Origin of the sequence: Azospirillum sp. B510 (assembly GCF_000010725.1) — a bacterium.
Classification (GTDB): domain Bacteria; phylum Pseudomonadota; class Alphaproteobacteria; order Azospirillales; family Azospirillaceae; genus Azospirillum; species Azospirillum lipoferum_B.
Genome location: NC_013858.1, coordinates 362,675 through 381,563 on the forward strand (window position 1 = coordinate 362,675; position 18,889 = coordinate 381,563).

Annotated in this window: 17 protein-coding genes and 1 riboswitch; of the genes, 10 read left to right on the forward strand and 7 right to left on the reverse strand. The window is 69.7% G+C overall.

What is annotated here, in order from left to right; translation table 11 throughout:
• Window positions 1-4: 4 nt before the first annotated feature.
• Window positions 5-991 carry a BMP family lipoprotein gene (locus tag AZL_RS29005; protein ID WP_012977949.1) on the reverse strand — a complete coding sequence of 329 codons (987 nt, stop codon included), beginning with the start codon at window positions 989-991 and terminating at the stop codon, window positions 5-7.
• A 226-nt stretch (window positions 992-1,217) separates the two neighbouring features.
• Between AZL_RS29005 and AZL_RS29010 the strand changes: the two genes are divergently transcribed.
• Window positions 1,218-1,856, forward strand: a complete 639-nt coding sequence (locus tag AZL_RS29010) for a LysE family translocator (protein WP_247894508.1) — start codon at window positions 1,218-1,220, stop codon at window positions 1,854-1,856.
• Between the two features lie 32 nt (window positions 1,857-1,888).
• Here AZL_RS29010 and AZL_RS29015 read toward each other — a convergent pair whose 3' ends face one another.
• Window positions 1,889-2,548 carry a DedA family protein gene (locus AZL_RS29015; RefSeq protein WP_052293800.1) on the reverse strand — a complete coding sequence of 220 codons (660 nt, stop codon included), beginning with the start codon at window positions 2,546-2,548 and terminating at the stop codon, window positions 1,889-1,891.
• Window positions 2,549-2,917: 369 nt separating this feature from the next.
• Here AZL_RS29015 and AZL_RS29020 point away from each other — a divergent pair, with 369 nt between their 5' ends.
• Complete coding sequence (locus AZL_RS29020) at window positions 2,918-4,618, forward strand: methyl-accepting chemotaxis protein (RefSeq protein ID WP_012977952.1); 1,701 nt, start codon at window positions 2,918-2,920, stop codon at window positions 4,616-4,618.
• Window positions 4,619-4,903: 285 nt separating this feature from the next.
• On the opposite strand, the gene AZL_RS29025 is transcribed toward AZL_RS29020, so the two are convergent.
• From AZL_RS29025 to AZL_RS29040, 4 genes are all read right to left on the reverse strand, one after another.
• On the reverse strand, window positions 4,904-5,716 hold the full coding sequence (locus AZL_RS29025) for an IclR family transcriptional regulator (protein WP_012977953.1): 813 nt from the start codon (window positions 5,714-5,716) through the stop codon (window positions 4,904-4,906).
• 175 nt (window positions 5,717-5,891) lie between these two features.
• The gene (locus AZL_RS29030) at window positions 5,892-6,860 is read right to left on the reverse strand and encodes a DMT family transporter (protein WP_042446150.1); all 969 of its coding nucleotides are present in this window, start codon (window positions 6,858-6,860) and stop codon (window positions 5,892-5,894) included.
• A gap of 164 nt (window positions 6,861-7,024) precedes the next feature.
• Window positions 7,025-7,747: an ABC transporter ATP-binding protein gene (locus AZL_RS29035; RefSeq protein ID WP_012977955.1), complete on the reverse strand. Its 723-nt coding sequence runs from the start codon at window positions 7,745-7,747 to the stop codon at window positions 7,025-7,027.
• Window positions 7,740-8,507, reverse strand: coding sequence for an ABC transporter ATP-binding protein (locus AZL_RS29040; protein WP_042446153.1), 768 nt, complete (start codon window positions 8,505-8,507; stop codon window positions 7,740-7,742). Before AZL_RS29040 ends, AZL_RS29035 begins: the two co-directional genes overlap by 8 nt.
• 182 nt (window positions 8,508-8,689) lie before the next feature.
• Window positions 8,690-8,916, forward strand: a riboswitch (cobalamin riboswitch).
• Between the two features lie 44 nt (window positions 8,917-8,960).
• Here AZL_RS29040 and AZL_RS29045 point away from each other — a divergent pair.
• The 8 genes from AZL_RS29045 (at window position 8,961) to cobJ (ending at window position 18,084) form a co-directional block, all read left to right on the forward strand.
• Window positions 8,961-9,149 (forward strand): CbtB domain-containing protein, encoded by a 189-nt coding sequence (locus AZL_RS29045; protein ID WP_042446155.1) that lies wholly within the window; start codon window positions 8,961-8,963, stop codon window positions 9,147-9,149.
• Window positions 9,150-9,158: 9 nt separating this feature from the next.
• A complete protein-coding gene (locus AZL_RS29050; RefSeq protein ID WP_012977958.1) occupies window positions 9,159-9,953 on the forward strand; it encodes a CbtA family protein in 795 nt (264 codons plus the stop codon).
• A 13-nt stretch (window positions 9,954-9,966) separates the two neighbouring features.
• Window positions 9,967-11,028, forward strand: coding sequence for a cobalamin biosynthesis protein CobW (gene cobW, locus AZL_RS29055; RefSeq protein ID WP_012977959.1), 1,062 nt, complete (start codon window positions 9,967-9,969; stop codon window positions 11,026-11,028).
• 164 nt (window positions 11,029-11,192) lie between these two features.
• A complete protein-coding gene (gene cobN, locus AZL_RS29060; RefSeq protein ID WP_012977960.1) occupies window positions 11,193-14,600 on the forward strand; it encodes a cobaltochelatase subunit CobN in 3,408 nt (1,135 codons plus the stop codon).
• Entirely contained in the window at window positions 14,597-15,937 is a 1,341-nt protein-coding gene (cobG, locus tag AZL_RS29065) for a precorrin-3B synthase (RefSeq protein ID WP_012977961.1), read from the forward strand. The genes cobN and cobG overlap by 4 nt, the downstream gene beginning before the upstream one ends.
• Window positions 15,930-16,568, forward strand: coding sequence for a precorrin-8X methylmutase (locus AZL_RS29070; protein ID WP_012977962.1), 639 nt, complete (start codon window positions 15,930-15,932; stop codon window positions 16,566-16,568). Before cobG ends, AZL_RS29070 begins: the two co-directional genes overlap by 8 nt.
• Window positions 16,565-17,314: a precorrin-2 C(20)-methyltransferase gene (locus AZL_RS29075; RefSeq protein WP_012977963.1), complete on the forward strand. Its 750-nt coding sequence runs from the start codon at window positions 16,565-16,567 to the stop codon at window positions 17,312-17,314. The genes AZL_RS29070 and AZL_RS29075 overlap by 4 nt, the downstream gene beginning before the upstream one ends.
• Window positions 17,311-18,084 carry a precorrin-3B C(17)-methyltransferase gene (gene cobJ / locus AZL_RS29080; protein WP_012977964.1) on the forward strand — a complete coding sequence of 258 codons (774 nt, stop codon included), beginning with the start codon at window positions 17,311-17,313 and terminating at the stop codon, window positions 18,082-18,084. Before AZL_RS29075 ends, cobJ begins: the two co-directional genes overlap by 4 nt.
• Window positions 18,085-18,102: 18 nt before the next feature.
• Here the strand turns inward: cobJ and AZL_RS29085 are convergent, their stop codons facing one another.
• The gene (locus AZL_RS29085; RefSeq protein ID WP_012977965.1) at window positions 18,103-18,843 is read right to left on the reverse strand and encodes a cobalt-precorrin-6A reductase; all 741 of its coding nucleotides are present in this window, start codon (window positions 18,841-18,843) and stop codon (window positions 18,103-18,105) included.
• Window positions 18,844-18,889 lie beyond the last annotated feature (46 nt).

Here is an 18,889-nt window from a genome sequence, read left to right on the forward strand (position 1 = left end):
CCGCTTACGGCTGGTACGGCTTGACCGCCAGCGCGCCCGCGATGATCCGCGCCTTCGCCTCTTCCAGCTTCGCTTCGATCTCCGGCGTGATCAGCTTGCGGTTGTTGGCGTCCAGCGCATAGCCGACGCCGTCCTCCTTCAGCCCGACGACCCGGTGGCCGGCCTTCCAGCTGCCGTCCTTCGCCGCCTTCATGCAGTCATAGACGACGACGTCCACCCGCTTGACCATCGAGGTCAGGACGCTGCCGGGATGGACATGGTTCTGGTTGCTGTCGACGCCGATGGACAGCTTGCCGGCATCGGCCGCCGCCTGTAGCACGCCGAGGCCGGTGGCGCCCGCCGCGGCGAACACCACGTCGGCGCCGCGGCCGAACTGGCTCTTGGCCAGCTCCGCCCCGCGGCCGGGATCGTTCCAGGCGGCCGGCGTAGTGCCGGTCATGTTGACGAACACCTCGTCGCTCCCCGCGACATGCTTCACGCCCTGCTCGTAGCCGGTCAGGAAGTTGCGGATCAGCGGGATGTCCATGCCGCCGATGAAGCCGACCTTGCCGGTCTTCGACGCCAGCGCCGCCGCCATGCCGACCAGGAAGGATCCCTCCTCCTCCTTGAAGGTCACGGACTGGACGTTGGGGGCGTCCAGCTTGTCGTCGATCAGACAGAATTTGGTGTTGGGCGATTCCTTCGCCACCTTGTCCACCGCCGCGGTCTGCGAGAAGCCGACGGCGACGATGACCGAGGCGCCGCGGCGCACCAGCGTCCGCATCGCCTGCTCGCGCTGGCCCTCGTTGGTGATCTCGAACTCGCGGTAGGCGGTGCCGGTCTCCGTCTTGAAGCGCTCGGCGCCGTTGTAGGCCGCCTCGTTGAAGGACTTGTCGAACTTGCCGCCCTGGTCGAACACCACGGCCGGCGAGAAGTCCTCCGCCGACGCCTCGGCAGCGGTCGCCGTGATCGCCGTCATCGCCAGCATGGCGGCAAGAATACGCGTCTTCATGTCCCACCCACTCCGGAAAGCCGTAACTTGACCCGAAGGATAACCGCGCCATCATTTCACACAACAGGGAAAGCGGACCAAGCGATGCAGCGAATCGGGGCGCCCCCCGGTTGACGACGGGGACGGGGACGTTTATCACCCCCGCCGACAGTCATCGCGGCGAACCGGTCCCGACAAGCCGGTCATCGGAAAAATTGGGGGGCGAGGCTCGGTGGACGAAGTCTGGGTGCTCTTGCAGGGAATCGCTCTCGGATTCGCCATCGCCGCACCCGTCGGACCGATCGGTCTGCTGTGCATCCGCCGCACCCTGCAACACGGCCCGCTGATGGGTTTCTTCACCGGCTTCGGCGCCGCGGTGGCCGACACCATCTATGGCGCCATCGCCGCCTTCGGCGTCTCGACGGCGCTCAGCTTCCTGCGCGGGCACGAAATCGCCTTCCAGCTGGTCGGCGGCATCTTCCTGCTGGTGGTGGCGGTCCGCACCTTCCGCCAGCAGCCCGACGCCGAGGAGCGCGAGGCGGCATCCGCCCCGGACACCAAATCCTGGCTCGCCGGCTTCATGACCGGCCTGTCGCTGACCCTGACCAACCCGGCGACGATCATGGCCTTCATCGCCATCTTCGCCGGTTTCGGCCTGGGCGGCACCCTGAGCCGGCTGGAGGCCTCGACCCTGGTGCTCGGCGTCTTCATCGGGGCGTCGCTGTGGTGGATGACGCTGTCGATGGGGGTGGCGGCGGTGCGCCACCGCATCTCCGACCGCGGGCTGACCATGCTGAACCACTGCACTGGCGTGGCGCTCGGTGCCTTCGGCTTGTGGGCGCTGGGCATGGCCGCCACCGGGATCGTCGGGATGGCCACGGCCTGAGCGGCCGCCCCTCGCATGGGAACCCGAGCGTTTCAGCCGGCGGTCGGCGTGACCGTCGGCGCGCCGCGGCCCGAGTGCCCCTTGCGCAATAGGCGCAGCTGCCTGCCCAGCCGCCACAGATACAGCCCGACCAGCACCACCAGCAGCCCGATGGTGAAATAGCCGACCAGCCGGTGGGCGAAGGGCCAGCGGGACAGCATGTAGCCGGTCCAGGCCAGCAGCAGCGTCCACAGCACCGACCCGAGGCCGGAGGCCAGCGCATAGGTCAGGACCGGCATCCGGCAGGCCCCGGCCGGGATGGAGATCAGCGTCCGCACCCCCGGCACCGGCTGCGAGAACAGCACCGCCAGCCCGCCGCGTCTGGCGAACCAGTCGGTGCTTTGCCGCACCCGCTTCGGGTTGATGGTCAGCCAGGGGCCGTATGTCTTCAGGAAGGCTTCGAGCCGGTCGCGCCCCATCAGCCGGCTGGGCAGGAACCACACCAGTTGACCGGCCAGCGAGCCGAACCCGCCGGCGATGGCGACCCCGGCCAGCGTGAACTCGCCGGTCGCCGCCCCGATCCCGGCCAGCGGGATCACCGATTCGGCAGGGATCGGCGGGAAGATCCGCGCCAGCGCCACCAGGAAGAAAATCCCGACATAGTGGAGGTTGTGCATCACCTGCACCAGCCAGTCCGTCAAACCACCCGCCAAGCCTCGCCTCCCCTGCCGGAGTGCAGCCACGTTCCGAAAACGGCCGTCGGGTGCGAAGGGTTCCCGAACGGACCGGAGGGGACGGGCGGGGAACCTGCGACCATCACGCGCCGACCGCATGGCGGACGAGCCATTAGCCGATTCTCATAAATTCGTCCGCGGGGCCAATTCGTGGAGCCGCGACATATGGCCAGGCTAAATAAAAATGAATATAGAAATGAGTCAAAATCTAACACTTTTAGCGTAATGGTGATTTTTCATAAACGATAACGATATTTTAACATTAAAATCTGAACAATAAAAAGATCTAATGAAGCCATTCCGGCGACATTCGAGAAAGAAACCGCAACTTCCCGGAGAGTTACAGGAATGTCTTTGGGCAATCTGAAGATTTCTATAAAGATCATGTTGATTGTTGGATTACTTTCAGCGGTAAGCCTGACGGTCGCCGGATTCGGAGCAGTCGGATTGCGCTTCGTCGGCAGCGCGATCACGGATCTCGACGAAGCGACGACAGAGGTTCGCCTCAGCTCCCGCCTCAACCGCCTGCTCGCGGAGATCAATCGCGACGAATACAGCCTGGTGGTCAATCCCGATGAGGTGGCGACCGTCGCCGCCGCCATCGACGAGCGCCGCAAGGCGCTGGCCGACGCCATCGCCCAACTGCATCGCACGATCGACGGAGAACAGATCACCATCCTGGCGAAAATCGAGAAACAGCTTCCCACCTATTACGAAAAGCTGTCGGCATCCCTCGACGCCGCGCGCAAGACCCAGGGCGCATCCTCGCTGACCGACAGCCAGCGGATCATGAAGGCTGCGCTCGAGGCCAGCCGCGCCGATGTCAGGAACATCCGCAGCGACATCACCGCCTTCCTCAATTTCACCGAGAAGGAATCGACGGCGCTGGCCCGCCAGGCCGAGGAGGCCGCCGCGGCGAAGCTGACCCGGATGTTCGCCATCGCCGGCGCCGGAACGCTCGCGGGCATCCTGCTCGGCCTGATGATCGCGCAGAAGGGAATCGTCGGGCCGATCAAATCCATCGTCTCGTCGCTGCGCGGACTTGCCGATGGCGACCTGACGGTCGCGATCTCTGGAACGCGACGCCGCGACGAGGTGGGAATGATCGCCGAGACCGCGCGCGTCTTCAAAGCCAACCTGATCCGCAGCCGCGAGATGGAGGAGGAGGCGAAGCAGGCCGAGGCCAGGGCGGCGGCGGACCGTAGGCGGACGATACTCGGGTTGGCGGACGAGTTCGAGACGAGCATCGGCGGCGTCGTCGAAGCGGTATCCAGCGCCGCGACGCAGCTACAGTCCACCGCACGGACCATGTCTGCCGTCGCCGAGGAAACCGCCAGCCGGTCGACGGCGGTCGCCGCCGCGACCGAACAAGCCTCGGCCAACGTCCAGACGGTGGCCGCCGCGTCCGAGGAGCTCGGCAGCTCCATCGGCGAGATCAGCCGGCAGGTGGCGGACTCCGCCTCCATCTCCAGCCAGGCGGTGAGCGAGGCGGAGCGGACCAACGTCACGGTCGAAGGCCTGGCCGTTGCGGCGCAGCGGATCGGCGACGTGGTCAGCCTGATCCAGAACATCGCCAGCCAGACCAATCTTCTGGCGCTGAACGCGACCATCGAGGCGGCCCGCGCCGGAGAGGCGGGCAAGGGGTTCGCCGTGGTGGCGAGCGAGGTGAAGCAGCTCGCCAACCAGACCGCCAAGGCGACCGGGGACATCTCCGCCCAGATCACCGAAATCCAGAACCAGACCGGCGGTGCCGTCACCGCGATCCGCAACATCGGCCTGACCATCACCCAGGTGAACGAGATTTCCAACGGCATCGCCGCCGCGGTCGAGGAGCAGAGCGCCGCGACCGCCGAGATCGGCCGCAATGTCCAGCAGGCGGCCCAGGGAACGCAGGAGGTATCCTCCAGCATCGCCGGCGTCAGCAAGGCCGCCGAGGAGGCCGGCACCGCGTCCAACGAGGTGCTGTCGGCCGCGACCCAGCTGTCGCAGGAGGCGGGTCGCCTGCGCCGCGAGGTGGAAGGCTTCCTCTCGCGGGTCAGGGCGGCCTGACGACCCTCACCCGCACGGGATCGCGGAGGCCGATCCCGGAAGGACCGGGGTGAACGGGGCGTTGGAGTGAACGTGCCCACACATCCCGAACACCCCGGCCCTTCCGGGTGGGTTGGCCAGTCGCTCCTCGGGTCGTCCTTGGCACCGGATAGGCGGCCCGCCGGGACAACGGCCTGGAACGCTTCGCAGGATGCGGCCAGGCGGCCTTCCGGTCCAATCGGTTGAGCCGAACGCCGTGATAGGCGCCGCCGATCGATGGGACCCGATCGGCGGGCGGGCCGGCCCCTACCCGTTGAACAGCGCCGCGTCGATCCGCCGGACCATCGCCACCAGCCTGGGCGCATCCTCCTCCTCCAGCTTGCGCGGATCGACCAGGAAACCCGGCCCGCCGCAGTTGAAGGCGAGGATCTGCGACCCGTCGCGCGGCACGAAGGGAACGCCTATGGCATGCACCTCGGACTTCCAGGCGCCGATGGAGCGGCAATAGCCGCGCGTCCGGTAATCCTCGATGGCCTGGAGGATGCCGTCATGGATTTCCGTCCAATCCTCACCCTCATGCTCCTCCAGCTTCGCCATCAGCGGCGCGCGCTCCGTCTCCGGCAAGGCCGCCAGATAGGCGCGGCCCATGCTGGTGGTCGACAGCTTGACATGGGAGCCGACGTCGAGCGACAGGGTGACCGGCCCGGCCGCCTTGCAGCATTCCAGGTAGATCATGCTGAGCCGGTCGCGTCCGCCCAGCGCCACCGCCAGCCCGGTCTGGTCGGCCAACTCCTGCATCAGCGGACGGGCGACCTGCCGGACGCCCATGCCCGACAGGCTGGCATAGCCCAAGGCGAGCACGGAGGTGCCGAGCCGGTATTTGCCGGTGGTCTGGTCGTAGGCGAGATAGCCCAGCTTGGCCAGCGTGTAGGTCAGCCGCGACACCGTCGGCTTGGGCAGGCCGGTGCGCTGCGCCAGCTCCAGATTGCCCAGCATCGACTCGTTGCGGCGGAAGGCGCGCAGCAGCTCCAGACCGCGGGCCAGCGCCGTGACGAAGCGCGGGTCCTTCTCCTCGTCCGCCATGTCGTCGGCGACCAGAGCCTCTTCCCGCCTGCGCATGACCTAGCCCCTCCCGCAACAGATCGCGGGACGATCCTGCCAGCGGGCGGAGAGGGCGTCAACGGAACGTTATTCCGCTATACGAAACTTGTTGCACCAGCCCACAGCCCATGACGCCGCATCCGTTGGTACCGCGATGCGAGCGAAATGCCCAGCGGCGTCGTGTCACACCCCATCAAGAGCGGAATCGATCGTCGCCGGCCGCTCCGGATCGAAAGCGATGGGCCAACTGTTCCCCAGCCCTTCTCACGATCCCAGGCAGCCGGAAGGGGGCGTCGCTTTGAAATTGGATCACGGTCACGGCAAGTATGGTTGTCGCGGCGCTGGCAAGCTGGATGCCGGACAGCGCTTCGCCAAGCGCGATGAACGCGATCGCCAGACCGAATACGGGGGTGAGGTTGAGAAAGCTTCCGGCGAGGTTGGCCGGGATCTTCGACAGAGCGAACATGTAGAGGGAAAAGGCGAGCGCGTATTGAATGACGCCCGACGCGATCGTGATGCCCCAGCTTCCGGCGCTTGTCGGCAGGACGGTGCCGGTTCCGCCCCACAGCATCTCGAAAGGGAGGGCGGCAAGAGCGAGCGCCAGCGCCGACAGTTGCTGAAGCCCCACGACGACGATCGGGTCATGGTCGACCAGCAGCCGTGAACTGAGCACCACATACAGGGCGGCGCCGGCGGTGGCGAGAAAGACCATCGCGATGCCGAAGGGCGACCCTGCGCCGTCGCGCGGGCCGAACGCGCCCAGGGTTACCGCCAGGCCGGCAAGGGCGACAGCGGACAGAAGCACGAAGCCCGCGGTTGGCCGGACTTTCAGAAGGCAGGCCGACAGGACCACGATCATGATCGCCTCGAACGCCTGAATCAGCGTCGCGTCGCCGGCGCGGATCGAAACAAGGCCGATCAACCCCAGCAGATAGGCGGCACCGGGCTCCAGCAGCCCCAACAGCGTGATGACGCGGCAGTTCCTCCAGGGCGGCACAGGACGGCGCGTAAGAAGGATGACCGACCACAGGACGACCACGCTCGCGCTCAACTGCAAGACCAGCAGGGCGATCGGCGTCACCTCGTCGAGCGCGGATTTCGACAGGACGGTCGCGCCACCCCAGCAGAAGGCGGCGCAGGCCGCCGCCAGGGCGCCGCGCATCTTGGCTGTCCTGTGCATCCCCTGCTCCCGTCGGAGGGCCGGCCGCTTCGGATCGAAACGGTCGGGTGACGCGGGCAAGATACGCCGTGAACCGCTTCCAGCCAACCGCGTCACGGTTGCCGGAACCCGCACCCCGATCCGGGGATGATGGGGAGCCGGACGGCCTACACCCCCAGATAGGTGTGCAGCTTGTCCATGTTGGCATGGAGCTGGTCGTTGGGGATCATGTCGACCACATGGCCCTCCTCCATCACGTAATGGCGGTCGGCGATGGTGGCGGCGAAGCGGAAATTCTGCTCCACGAGCAGGATGGTGAACCCGCGCCGCTTCAACGCCCGCACCGCGACGCCGATCTGCTCGATGATCACCGGAGCGAGTCCCTCGGTCGGCTCGTCCAGCAGGATCAGGGTGGCGCCGGTGCGCAGGATGCGGGCGATGGCCAGCATCTGCTGCTCGCCGCCCGACAGCCGCGTGCCCTGGGTGCCGCCGCGGCCCTTCAGGTTGGGGAACAGGTCGTGGATCTGCGCGACCGTCATCCCGCCCTCCTTGACCACCGGCGGCAGCGTCAGATTTTCGTCGACGCTGAGGGAGGAGAAGATGCCGCGCTCCTCCGGCACATAGCCGATGCCGAGCCGCGGGATCCTGTGCTGCGCCATGCCGATCAGCTCCTGGCCCTGGAAACGGATCGAGCCGGTGCGCCTGCCCATGATGCCCATGATGGCGCGCATGGTCGAGGTCTTGCCGGCGCCGTTGCGGCCCAGCAGCGTCACCACCTCGCCCCGGCGAACCTCCAGGCCGACACCGTGCAGCACATGGCTTTCGCCGTAGAAGCCATGCAGGTCGGCGATCTCCAGCATGGCGGTCTTCGTGTTGCCCCCGTCAGGCATGTCCGGTCCCCATATAGGCTTCCATCACCTGCGGGTTCCTGGAGACGGTCTCGTACGGCCCCTCCGCCAGGATCTCGCCGCGGCGAAGCACGGTGATGCTGTCCGACAGGTGGGCGACGACCGACAGGTTGTGCTCGACCATCAGCACGGTGCGGTCGGCGGCGACGCGCTTGATCAGGGCCGCGGTGCCCTCGATGTCCTCATGGCCCATGCCGGCCAGCGGTTCGTCCAGCAGCATCACCTCGGGGTCGAGCGCCAGCGTGGTGGCGATCTCCAGCGCGCGCTTGCGGCCATAGGGCAGCTCCGCCGCCGGATGGCCGGCCCAGGGCGTGAGGTTCACCGCCTCGATCAGTTCCAGCGCCCGGCCATGCAGCTCATGGAGCGACGACTCGGACTTCCAGAAATGGAAGCTGGTACCGAGCGGGCGTTGAAGCGCCACCCGGACATTCTCCAGCACGCTGAGATGCGGGAAGACGGCGGAGATCTGGAAGGAGCGGACCAGACCCATCAATGCGATGTCGGCCGGCTTGGTGCGGGTGATGTCGCGGCCCTTGTAGAGGATCTGCCCGCGCGTGGGGGTGAGGAACTTGGTCAGCAGGTTGAACACCGTGCTCTTGCCGGCGCCGTTCGGGCCGATCAGCGCATGGATGGTGCCGCGGCGGACCTTCAGGTTCACGTCCCGAACCGCCACGAATCCCTTGAACTCCTTCGTCAGGTTGCGCGCTTCCAGGATGATGTCGTCGTTCGCTGCGGCGGTCATCGGTCGCGAATTCCCCCCTCCGGTCTTTGCGGCGTCCTTCATCCGCCAAATCCTTGCGGCGGAAAACATCACACTTGCGGACTCTCCGTCTATCAAACATCACAGCACCCAAAATGCCACTGCGCAAGACCGTCCGCAGGGCGGATATCGGATTGCGGGCTTGCCAAAGCGGCGCGGCGCTGCGATGGTGGCCGTCCGACGGTGCCCCGCCCGTCCTGACGGACGGCTGGGATAATAGGGAATGCGGTGCGGACCGACCCTCTGGACTGGTCCAATGCCGCGGCTGCCCCCGCAACTGTGTGCGGCGAGCGTCCTGTCCATTATGCCACTGGTCCTTGACGGCCGGGAAGGCGGACGGCGATGCGGCGACCCGCGAGCCAGGAAACCTGCCGCCGGACGCATCAATTTTTCCCAACCCCGCCGGGTGTGGCGGGAGAACAAGGATATCGGTCCATGACCACGCGTTCGCTTCACACCGCAACCGGTTCCGCGACCCGTAGCGCCGCCCAGACCGCGGTCGCCGCCTTCGCCGCCATCCTGCTCGGCAGCTTCCTGCTGTACGGCGTCGGCTTCGCCCAGCCGCAGCAGATCCATGACGCGGCCCACGACACCCGTCATTCCTTCGCGTTCCCCTGCCACTAAGCCAGGGTCATGGAACTGATCCGGCGGCTGTTCACAGCCGCACTGGTCGCGGGCGTGCTCTCCGGCACGGCCGCGTCCGTCGTTCAGCAGGCGACCACCGTCCCGCTGATCCTCGAAGCCGAGAAATACGAGGTGGTGACCCCGCCTCCGGCCACGACGGCTACGGCCACTGCCGCCGCCCCGGCCGCCAGCCCTGCCGCCAGCCCTGCCGATGGCCACCAGCATGGTCCGGTGCGCCAGATCGGCGAAGGCGTGCCGACCTCGCTGGACGAGGCGATCCAGCGCATCGGCCTGACCATCGTCGCCGACCTGATCACCGGCGTCGCCTATGCGCTTTTGTTGGGGGCCGCGATCCTGCTGGCCGGCCGGCCTGTCGATGCGCGGCGCGGGCTGGTATGGGGCATGGGGGGCTTCGTCGCCGTCTCGCTGGCGCCCTCCTTCGGCCTGGCCCCGGAACTGCCGGGCATGGCCGGGGCGGAACTGGAGCTGCGCCAGCTCTGGTGGCTGTCCGCCGCCGCCGGAGCCGGCGTCTGCCTGCTGGCCTTCGCCTTCGCCCGCAACCGTCTGGTCATCGCCGTCGCCGTTCTGGCCGCGGCATTGCCCCACCTGATCGGCGCCCCGCATCCGGAAAGCGCCGAGGGTGCGGTTCCGCCGGAACTGGCCGCCCGCTTCGTCGCCGCCTCTCTCGGCGGGGCCGCGCTGTTCTGGGCGATCCTGGGCTCGGCCTGCGGCTGGCTGATGAGCGCTCTCGTCGGCGAGGCCGAATCCCGCCCGGCCCTGCGGGCCCAGCCCGGCGCGCGCTAAGGAGGCGCACTCCATGTCCGCTCTTGCGAAAACGGCCGCCGGCAAGGTGCCGGCGACCGTCATCACCGGCTTCCTCGGCGCCGGAAAGACCACGTTGATCCGCAGCCTGCTGGAAAAGGCCGATGGCCGCCGGCTGGCGCTGATCATCAACGAGTTCGGCGATGTCGGCATCGACGGCGACATCCTGCGCGCCTGCGGCAACCCGACCTGCACCGAGGACGACGTGATCGAGCTGGCGAACGGCTGCCTGTGCTGCACCGTCGCCGACGACTTCGTCCCGGCCATCGAGAAGCTGCTGGCCCGGCCGGAGCCGCCCGAGCATATCGTGATCGAGACCAGCGGTCTGGCCCTGCCCAAGCCGCTGGTCCAGGCCTTCCACTGGCCGGCGATCAAGACGCGGGTCACGGTGGACGGCGTCATCGCCGTGGTTGACGCCGCCGCCGCCGCGGAAGGCCGCTTCGCCCCCGATCCCGCCGCGCTGGAGGCCCAGCGCGACGCCGCCGGCACCGTCGATCATGAAACGCCGATCGAGGAGGTGTTCGAGGATCAGCTGCTCTGCGCCGACCTGATCGTCGTCAACAAGACCGATCTGGTAGCATCCGGCGACCTCGCCCGCGTCGAGGATCTGATCCGCGGCGCCCTGTCCCACACGGTCGGCCGCGACGCCAAGCTGGTGCGGGCCTCCCAGGGTGCCGTCGACCCGCTGGTCCTGCTCGGCGTCGGCGCCGCGGTGGAGGACGATCTCGCCAACCGTCCCAGCCACCATGACGACGAAGAGGGCCACGACCACGACGACTTCACCAGCTTCGTGGTGGAGTTGCCGGCGCAGCCCGACCCGGCCGCTCTGGCGATGACACTGGAACAGGTCGCCGGCCTGCATGGCGTGCTGCGCCTGAAGGGCTTCATCGACGTGCCCGGCAAGCCGATGCGCCTGCTGGTCCAGGGTGTCGGCACCCGCATCCAGACCCATTACGACCGCTTGTGGAAGCCGGGCGAGGAGCGCCGCAGCCGCCTGGTGGTGATCGGCGAGACCGGGCTCGACCGCGACGCGGTGACGCGGGCGGTCGTTGGGTAGGGGTTAGGGTGCCGCTGCTTTTGCCCCACCCCAACTCCCCCGCTTCACAGGGAAGGGACTGCCACCACCTTTCCAATCAAGTGCTTACTCCCTCTCCCGCCCAGCGGGGGAGGGTTAGGGTGGGAACAGGCGTCCCCACTCTTTGAACATAGCCTCGGACACCCATGCATCTGCTCGCCGCCCGCCAGGACGAACTGGACGCCGGCCCCCAGGCGGAAGATCTGGGACAGACGCCGGCCGACATCGTCATGCTGTCCTTTTCCGACAGCGACCTGACCGCGCTCGCCGCCGCGTGGCGGACGGGACGCGCGTCGCTGCCCAGCCTCCGCCTCGCCAACCTCAACCGGCTCGGCCATCCGCTGTCGGTCGATCTCCATGCCGATACCGTCGTCGCCAAGGCGAAGCTGGTGGTCCTGCGCCTGCTCGGCGGCAGCGGCTATTGGCGCTACGGCCTCGACCGTCTCTCCGCGCTGTGCCGCGAGCGCGGCATCCCGCTGGCCGTCCTGTCCGGCGAGGCGCAGCCCGACCCCGGCCTCGCCGCCTACGGCACGGTCCCGCCGGAGACCGCCGACCGGCTGTGGCGCTATTTCACCGAGGGCGGCCCGGCCAACATGGGCCATCTGCTGGCCTGCGCCGCGACGCTGGCCGGCACGCCGATCCATCATGAGGATCCCGCCCCGGTCCCGCGCTTCGGCGCCTACGATGGCTGGACCGGTCCCATGGCCTCGAACGCCCCGGTGGCGGCGGTCGTCTTCTACCGCTCCCATCTGCTGGCCGGCGATCTCGCCCCGGTCCATGCCCTGTGCGACGCGCTGGCGGCGCGCGGCCTCGCCCCCCGCCCGCTGTTCGTCGCCAGCCTGAAGGAACCGGACTGCGCCGCCTGGATGCGCGCCAGCCTGACCGCGCGGGACGCCGCCATCGTCGTCAACACCACCGCCTTCTCGGCGGCGCGCGACGACGGTTCGCCGCTGGAGGCCAACGGCACGCCGGTCCTGCAAGCGATTCTCGCCACCACGCCCGAGGCTGGATGGCGGGCGTCCACGCGCGGGCTCGGACCATCCGACCTCGCGATGAACGTGGTGCTGCCGGAGATGGACGGCCGCATCATCGCCCGCGCCATCGCCTTCAAGACGGCGGGCGAGCTGGACCCCGACCTGCAATTCGCCGCCCCGCTGCTGCGCCCGATCCCCGACCGGGTGGCCTTCACCGCCGACCTCGCCGCCGGCTGGGTCCGCCTGTCCCGCACCCCGCGGGCGGAGCGGCGGCTGGCCTTGGTGCTGTCGGACTATCCCGGTCCCGGCGGCGGCATCGGCCACGCCGTCGGCCTCGACGGCCCGGAGAGCACCGTCGGGATTCTTCACCGTCTGGCCGCCGAAGGCTACGGCCTGTCCGTCATTCCGGAGGACGGCGCCGGCCTGATGGCGGCGCTGACGGCGGAGCCCGCCCCGGTGCTGTCGCTGACCGGCTACCAGCGCCTCGCCCCGCCGGAGCTGCGCGCCCGCATCGCCGCGACCTGGGGCGAGCCCGCCGCCGATCCCGCCTGCCGCGACGGCGTCTTCGCCTTCCGCGTCCTGCGCTGCGGCAATGCCGTGGTGGCGGTGCAGCCCAGCCGCGGCCACGGCCCGCTGACCACCGCCCAGCACCACGACCCCGACACCCCGCCCAGCCACGGCTATCTCGCCTTCCATCTGTGGCTCCGCCATGTCGCCGGCATCCATGCCCTGGTGCAGATCGGCGCCCACGGCACGCTGGAATGGTTGCCGGGCAAGGCGGTGGCGCTGTCGGCGGCGTGCTGGCCGGAGATCGTCGGCGGCGCCCTGCCGACCCTCTATCCCTTCATCGTCAACAACCCCGGCGAGGGGGTGCAGGCCCGCCGCCGGCTGGGCGCCGTGCTGGTCGGCCACCTGACCCCGCCGCCGGTCGAGTCCGGCCTGTACGGCGACCTCGCGGCGCTCGAAACCGCCATCGACGAATATTCGCAGGCGACCGGGCTCGATCCGCGCCGGCTGGGCATGCTGCGCGAGACCATCCTCGATCTCGCCTGGAAGTCCGGCATCGCCGCCGACTGCAATCTGCGCCCCGACGACGATCCCGATGCCATCCTGTCGCGGCTGGACGCCCATCTCTGCGACGTCAAGGAGATGCAGATCCGCGACGGGCTGCATGTCTTCGGCCGCAGCCCGGCCGGCGAACGCCGCGACCGCCTAACCGCCGCGGTATTTCGGACCGGCACCGCCAGGACCGCCGATCCGGCGACGGTCGCCGACGCCGTCGATGCCTGCGGCGAGGCGGAGATGCGGGCGCTGCTCGACGGGCTGGACGGCCGCTTCGTCCGTCCCGGCCCCGGCGGCTCGCCGGCGCGCGGGCGGGCGGACACGCTGCCGACCGGGCGCAACCTCTATGCGCTCGACCCGCGCGGGGTGCCGACGCCGACCGCCTGGACGCTCGGCTGGCAGGCGGCGGACGCGCTGATCACCCGCTTTCTCCAGGACCATGGCGACTGGCCGCGCCGGCTGGTGGTGGATTGCTGGGGTACCCCGGCCATGCGCACCGGCGGCGACGAGCTGGCCCAGGCGCTGGCCCTGCTCGGTGTCCGCCCGCTCTGGGAGAACGGCTCCGGCCGCGTCACCGGCTACGAGATCATGCCAGCCGGCGTGCTCGGCCGCCCGCGGGTGGACGTGACCCTGCGCATCTCCGGCCTGTTCCGCGACGTGTTCCCGCAGCAGATCGCCCTGTTCGATCAGGCGGTGCGCGCCGTCGCCGGCCTCGACGAGCCGGACGACATCAATCCGCTGGCCGCCACCGCGCGGGCCGAGGAACAGCGCCTCGCCGCCTCCGGAACCGACGCGGCGGATGCCCGCCGCTGGGCCACCGCCCGCATCTTCGGCGCCGCCCCCGGCGTCTATGGCACGGCGCTGTCCGGCATGATCGCGCGCGGCGACTGGAGCGCGCGGGCCGATTTCGGCGCCGCCTATCTGGAGGGCGGTTGCCACGCCTATGGCGCCGGGCTGGAGGGTGTGCCGCTGCCGGCATTGTTCCGCCGCCGGGTCGGCGGCGCCGACGCGCTGGTCCACCACCAGGACCAGCGCGAGCATGACCTGCTGTCCACCGACGGCTTCATGCAGTTCGAGGGCGGCTTCGCGGCGGCGGCGGCGCTGGAGGATTCCGAACCGGCGCTCTACCATCTCGACAGCGCCGACCCGGACAAGATCGCCGTCCGCACGCTGGCGGAGGAGATCGCCCGCACCCTGCACGGCCGGGCGGCCAACCCGCGCTGGATCCGGGGCATGATGCGCCATGGCTATCGCGGTGCTGCGGAACTGGCGGCAAGCGTCGACACGCTGTTCGCCTTCGCCGCCACCACCGACGCCGTCCGTCCCGCCCATTTCGACCTGCTGTTCGACGCCTATGTCGAGGATGCGGAGGTCTGGGACTTCCTGTCGCAGGACAATCCGGCGGCGGCCCGGCACATTCTGGCGCGGATGAGCGAGGCGCTCGACCGCGGCCTGTGGCACCCCCGCCGCAATTCCACCGCGGAGGATCTGCGGCGCCTGCGGGAGATCGCCGCATGACCACCCCCGTCGCCAACCAGCCGAGACGGCGCGGCGCCTGCCCCGGCGTGCTGGCGCCGATGCGGGTCGGCGACGGGCTGCTTCTGCGCGTCCGTATCCCGGCCGGGGTCCTGCCCGCCGACCATGCCCGCCGAATCGCCGAATTGGGGGACCGTTACGGCAACGGTTTGATCGATCTCAGCCAGCGCGGCAATTTGCAGCTTCGCGGCATCTCCGCCGACGGGCTGGAGCCGGTGACCGAGGCCCTGCGCGCGATGGGCTACGTCTCCGCCGACGCGGCGGGCGAGGCGGTGCGCAATGTGCTGTGCTCCCCCACCGCCGGGCTGGATCCCACGGCGGCGATGGACGTACGGGCGGTGGCACGTACGCTCGACGTACGGCTGGCGGAGGACGCCGATCTACACCGTCTGCCGCCGAAATTCGGCTGGCTGGTCTGCGGCGGCGGGATCGGCCATCTGGCGGACGGCGGCACGGATGTACGCTTCGATGCGGTGGATGCGGCGCGGTTCCGGGTGGCGCTGGGCGGAACGCTGGCGACGGCGGCACCGCTCGGCCTGTGCCGGGCCGACGACGTGGCGGATGTCGCGGCGGCGCTGGGCCGCGCCTTCCTGGAGCTGCGCCCGTCAATGCCCGAACCGCCGCGCCGCATGGCCGGGCTGGTTGCCGCGATCGGCACTGAGCCCTTCTTAACGCGCCTTCTCCTGCTGATTTCTCCTCTCCCCCCCGGGGAGTGGATCAAGGGGAGGGGGACGCATCTCATGGATGTCTTCGGCGATGCCGATCCCCCTCATCCCACCCTTCTCCCCAGGGGGGAGAAGGAGCAAGCCCCAGCATTCCTCATAACCGCCTTCCCCTTCGGCCGCCTCACCTGTGCCGCCCTTTCAGCGCTCGCCTCCGCCTGCGCCGAGATCCGCATCACCCCCTGGCGCGCCCTGCTCCTTGTCACCCCGTCCCCGGACGCGGAAGCCACCGCCCAGGCGCACGGCGCCATCCTGTCGCACACCGACCGGCGGCTGAAGCTGACCGCCTGTAGCGGGGCCGGTGGCTGCGACGTCGGCACCACCGACACCCATGCGACGGCGCTCGCCATCGCCGACCGCGCTGGCCCCTTGCTGGACCATGTCCGAATGGTGCATGTGTCGGGCTGCGCCAAGGGTTGCGCCCATCCCGCCATCGCCGATGTCACCCTGACCGCCCGCGACGGGCTGTATGACGTCGGCCTGAACGCCAAACCCGGTGACGCCGCCCGCCATGCGCAGGGGCACACCGGCCTGTCTCCCGCCGACGCCGTGGCCCGCGTCGCGGATCTGTTGACCGAGGAGTCCACCGGTGCCTGAGCCGCTCTACGACTATATCCGCGACGGAGCGGCCATCTACCGCCAGTCCTTCGCCACCATCCGGGCGGAGGCCGACCTGTCGGCCATCCCCGACGACCTGAAGCCGGTGGCGGTGCGGGTGATCCACGCCTGCGGCATGGTCGATGCGGCCCGCGACCTGCTGTTCTCCGCCGATGTCGGCAGTGCCGCCCGCGCGGCGCTGCGCGCCGGCGCCCCCATTCTTTGCGACAGCGAAATGGTCGCCCATGGCGTGACCCGCGCCCGCCTGCCGGCCGGCAATGATGTCGTCTGCACGCTGCGCGACCCCGCCGTGCCCGATCTGGCGAGGAGCATCGGCAACACCCGCTCCGCCGCGGCGCTCGACCTGTGGGGCGAGCGGCTGGGCGGATCGGTGGTCGCCATCGGCAACGCGCCGACCGCCCTGTTCCATCTGCTGGAGAGGCTGGCGGCCGGGGCGCCGAAGCCGGCGGCGATCCTCGGCTTTCCCGTAGGCTTCGTCGGCGCGCTGGAAAGCAAGGAGGCGCTGGCGGAAAACCCCTTCGGCGTTCCCTATCTGGCGATTCGCGGCCGGCGCGGCGGCAGCGCCATGGCCGCCGCCGCCGTCAACGCGCTGGCGAGCGACGTCGAATGAGCGGCGACACCCCCAATCCCCCGCTCCTGGGCACCCTGTTCGGCGTCGGCGTCGGCCCCGGCGATCCGGAGCTGATGACCTTGAAGGCGGTGCGCACCATCGGCGCCTGCCCGGTCGTCGCCTATTTCTGCAAGCGCGGCACGCGGGGGCAGGCCCGCCGCATCGCCGATCAGGCGATCAGGCCCGACCAGATCGAGCTGCCGATGGCCTATCCGGTGACGGTGGAGCTGCCGCCGACCCATCCGGATTATGGCCACCAGATCGAGGCCTTCTTCGACGAGTCGGCCGGTCGCATCGCGGAGCATCTCGCCGCAGGCCGCTCCGTCGCCGCGCTGAACGAGGGGGATCCGTTCTTCTACGGCTCCTTCATGCATCTGTTCCTGCGGCTGTCCGGGCGGTTCCGGGCCGAGGTGATCCCCGGCGTCACCAGCATGGTGTGCAGCGCCTCGCTGCTGCCGCGCCCGCTGATGCTGCGCGACGACGTGCTGTCGGTGATCCCCGGCACGCTGGATGAGGAGTCGCTGCTCCGCGCCCTGACGGCGGCGGATGCCTGCGTGGTGATGAAGCTGGGCCAGAATCTGCCCAAGGTCCGCCGCGCCATCGCCGCCGCCGGGTTGGCCGGGCGGGCGTGGTATGTCGAGCGCGCCAGCATGGACGAACAGCGCTTCATGCCCTTCCTGGAGGCGCCGGACGTCGCCCCCTACTTCTCGCAGATCGTCATTCCGGGCGAGGGCAAGCGCGGATGAGCGGCCCGGACAGGAATGGCTGGCTGAAAGTCGTGGGCCTCGGCCCCGGCCCCGAGGACTGGCTGACGCCGGAGGCCCGGCGCGATCTGGCCGAGGCGACCGACCTCGTCGGCTATTTCCCCTATGTCGAGCGCGTGCCGCCGGGCGATCAGGTGCGCCACGCCTCCGACAACCGGGTCGAGCTGGACCGCGCCCGCTTCGCTTTGGATCTCGCGGCACAGGGCCGGCGGGTGGCGGTGGTGTCGGGGGGCGATCCCGGCATCTTCGCCATGGCCGCCGCCATCTTCGAGGCGCTGGACGATCCGGACGCGCCTGCGGCGTGGCGCACGGTCCCGCTGTCGGTCGATCCCGGCCTATCGGCCATGCAGGCCGCCGCCGCGCGGGCCGGGGCGCCGCTGGGCCATGATTTCTGCGCCATCTCGCTGTCCGACAACCTGAAACCGTGGGAGGTGGTGCTGAAGCGCCTGCGTCTGGCGGCCGAGGCGGATTTCGTCATCGCGCTCTACAATCCGATCTCCCGCGCCCGCCCCTGGCAACTCGGAGCCGCCTTCGATGCCCTGCGCGACATCCGCGCGCCCGAGACGCCCATCGTGCTGGGCCGTGCCGTCGGCCGTCCCGACGAGGAACTGACGGTGACGACGCTGGGCGAGGTGCGGGCGGAGCAGGCCGACATGCGCACACTGGTCATCATCGGCGCCTCGCACACCCGGCTCATCGCGCGACCCGACGGCGGGCGCTGGGTCTACACGCCCCGGCATTACCGGGGGTGAGGGCAAGCCGTGGAAACCTCACCCCACCCCCTCCAGCCACCCCACCGCGTCCTCCACGTCGCGCAGCTCCGCGACACCGTTGCCGGCCGGCCGCTCCACCATCACCACCGGCAGGCCGAGCCGGCGCGCCGCCTCCAGCTTGGCGTCGGTGGCGCGTCCGCCGCTGTTCTTGCTGACCACCACCTCCACCCCCTCCCCGCGCATCAACGCCAGTTCGCTCTCCATGGTGAACGGCCCGCGGTCGAGGATCAGGCTCATGCGCGGCAGGGCGGGCGGCGGGTCGGGCGGATCGACGGCGCGGATCAGATAGCGCTTGTCCGGCACCGCCTCGAAGGCCGCGACCTCCTGCCGGCCGATGGTCAGGAACACGCTGTCGCCCAGGCCCCGCAAGGCCAGCGCCGCGGCCCCCATGTCCGGCACACCGATCCAGCGATCGCCCGGCCCGGCCACCCAGGCCGGCCGGGACAGCAGGCGCACCGGGACGCCGGCCAGCGCGCAGGCCGCGGCGGCGTTGGCGGAGATCCGCGCCGCGAAGGGATGGGTCGCATCGATCACCGCGCCGATGCCCTCGGCGCGCAAATAGCCGGCCAGCCCCTCAACCCCGCCGAAGCCGCCGATCCGGGTCGGCAGCGGTGGCAGCACCGGATTCTTCGTCCGGCCGGCCAGCGACACGCGGGCGTCGATGCCGGGATGCCCGGCCAGCCGCTTCGCCAGCGCGGTCGCCTCCGTCGTGCCGCCCAGAATCAGCACCTTGACCATCAGCACCTTGACCAACTCCCCCTCCCCACCCGTCAGGATCGGCGCC

Coding starts and splice junctions, on each gene's coding strand:
- AZL_RS29075 (WP_012977963.1), top strand. CDS start 16,565: ATGAGCGGCGACACCCCCAATCCCCCGCTCCTGGGCACCCTGTTCGGC.
- AZL_RS29020 (WP_012977952.1), top strand. CDS start 2,918: ATGTCTTTGGGCAATCTGAAGATTTCTATAAAGATCATGTTGATTGTT.
- AZL_RS29040 (WP_042446153.1), bottom strand. CDS start 8,507: ATGACCGCCGCAGCGAACGACGACATCATCCTGGAAGCGCGCAACCTG.
- AZL_RS29035 (WP_012977955.1), bottom strand. CDS start 7,747: ATGCCTGACGGGGGCAACACGAAGACCGCCATGCTGGAGATCGCCGAC.
- cobN (WP_012977960.1), top strand. CDS start 11,193: ATGCATCTGCTCGCCGCCCGCCAGGACGAACTGGACGCCGGCCCCCAG.
- cobW (WP_012977959.1), top strand. CDS start 9,967: ATGTCCGCTCTTGCGAAAACGGCCGCCGGCAAGGTGCCGGCGACCGTC.
- cobJ (WP_012977964.1), top strand. CDS start 17,311: ATGAGCGGCCCGGACAGGAATGGCTGGCTGAAAGTCGTGGGCCTCGGC.
- AZL_RS29050 (WP_012977958.1), top strand. CDS start 9,159: ATGGAACTGATCCGGCGGCTGTTCACAGCCGCACTGGTCGCGGGCGTG.
- AZL_RS29085 (WP_012977965.1), bottom strand. CDS start 18,843: ATGGTCAAGGTGCTGATTCTGGGCGGCACGACGGAGGCGACCGCGCTG.
- AZL_RS29030 (WP_042446150.1), bottom strand. CDS start 6,860: ATGCGCGGCGCCCTGGCGGCGGCCTGCGCCGCCTTCTGCTGGGGTGGC.
- AZL_RS29025 (WP_012977953.1), bottom strand. CDS start 5,716: ATGCGCAGGCGGGAAGAGGCTCTGGTCGCCGACGACATGGCGGACGAG.
- cobG (WP_012977961.1), top strand. CDS start 14,597: ATGACCACCCCCGTCGCCAACCAGCCGAGACGGCGCGGCGCCTGCCCC.
- AZL_RS29045 (WP_042446155.1), top strand. CDS start 8,961: ATGACCACGCGTTCGCTTCACACCGCAACCGGTTCCGCGACCCGTAGC.
- AZL_RS29005 (WP_012977949.1), bottom strand. CDS start 991: ATGAAGACGCGTATTCTTGCCGCCATGCTGGCGATGACGGCGATCACG.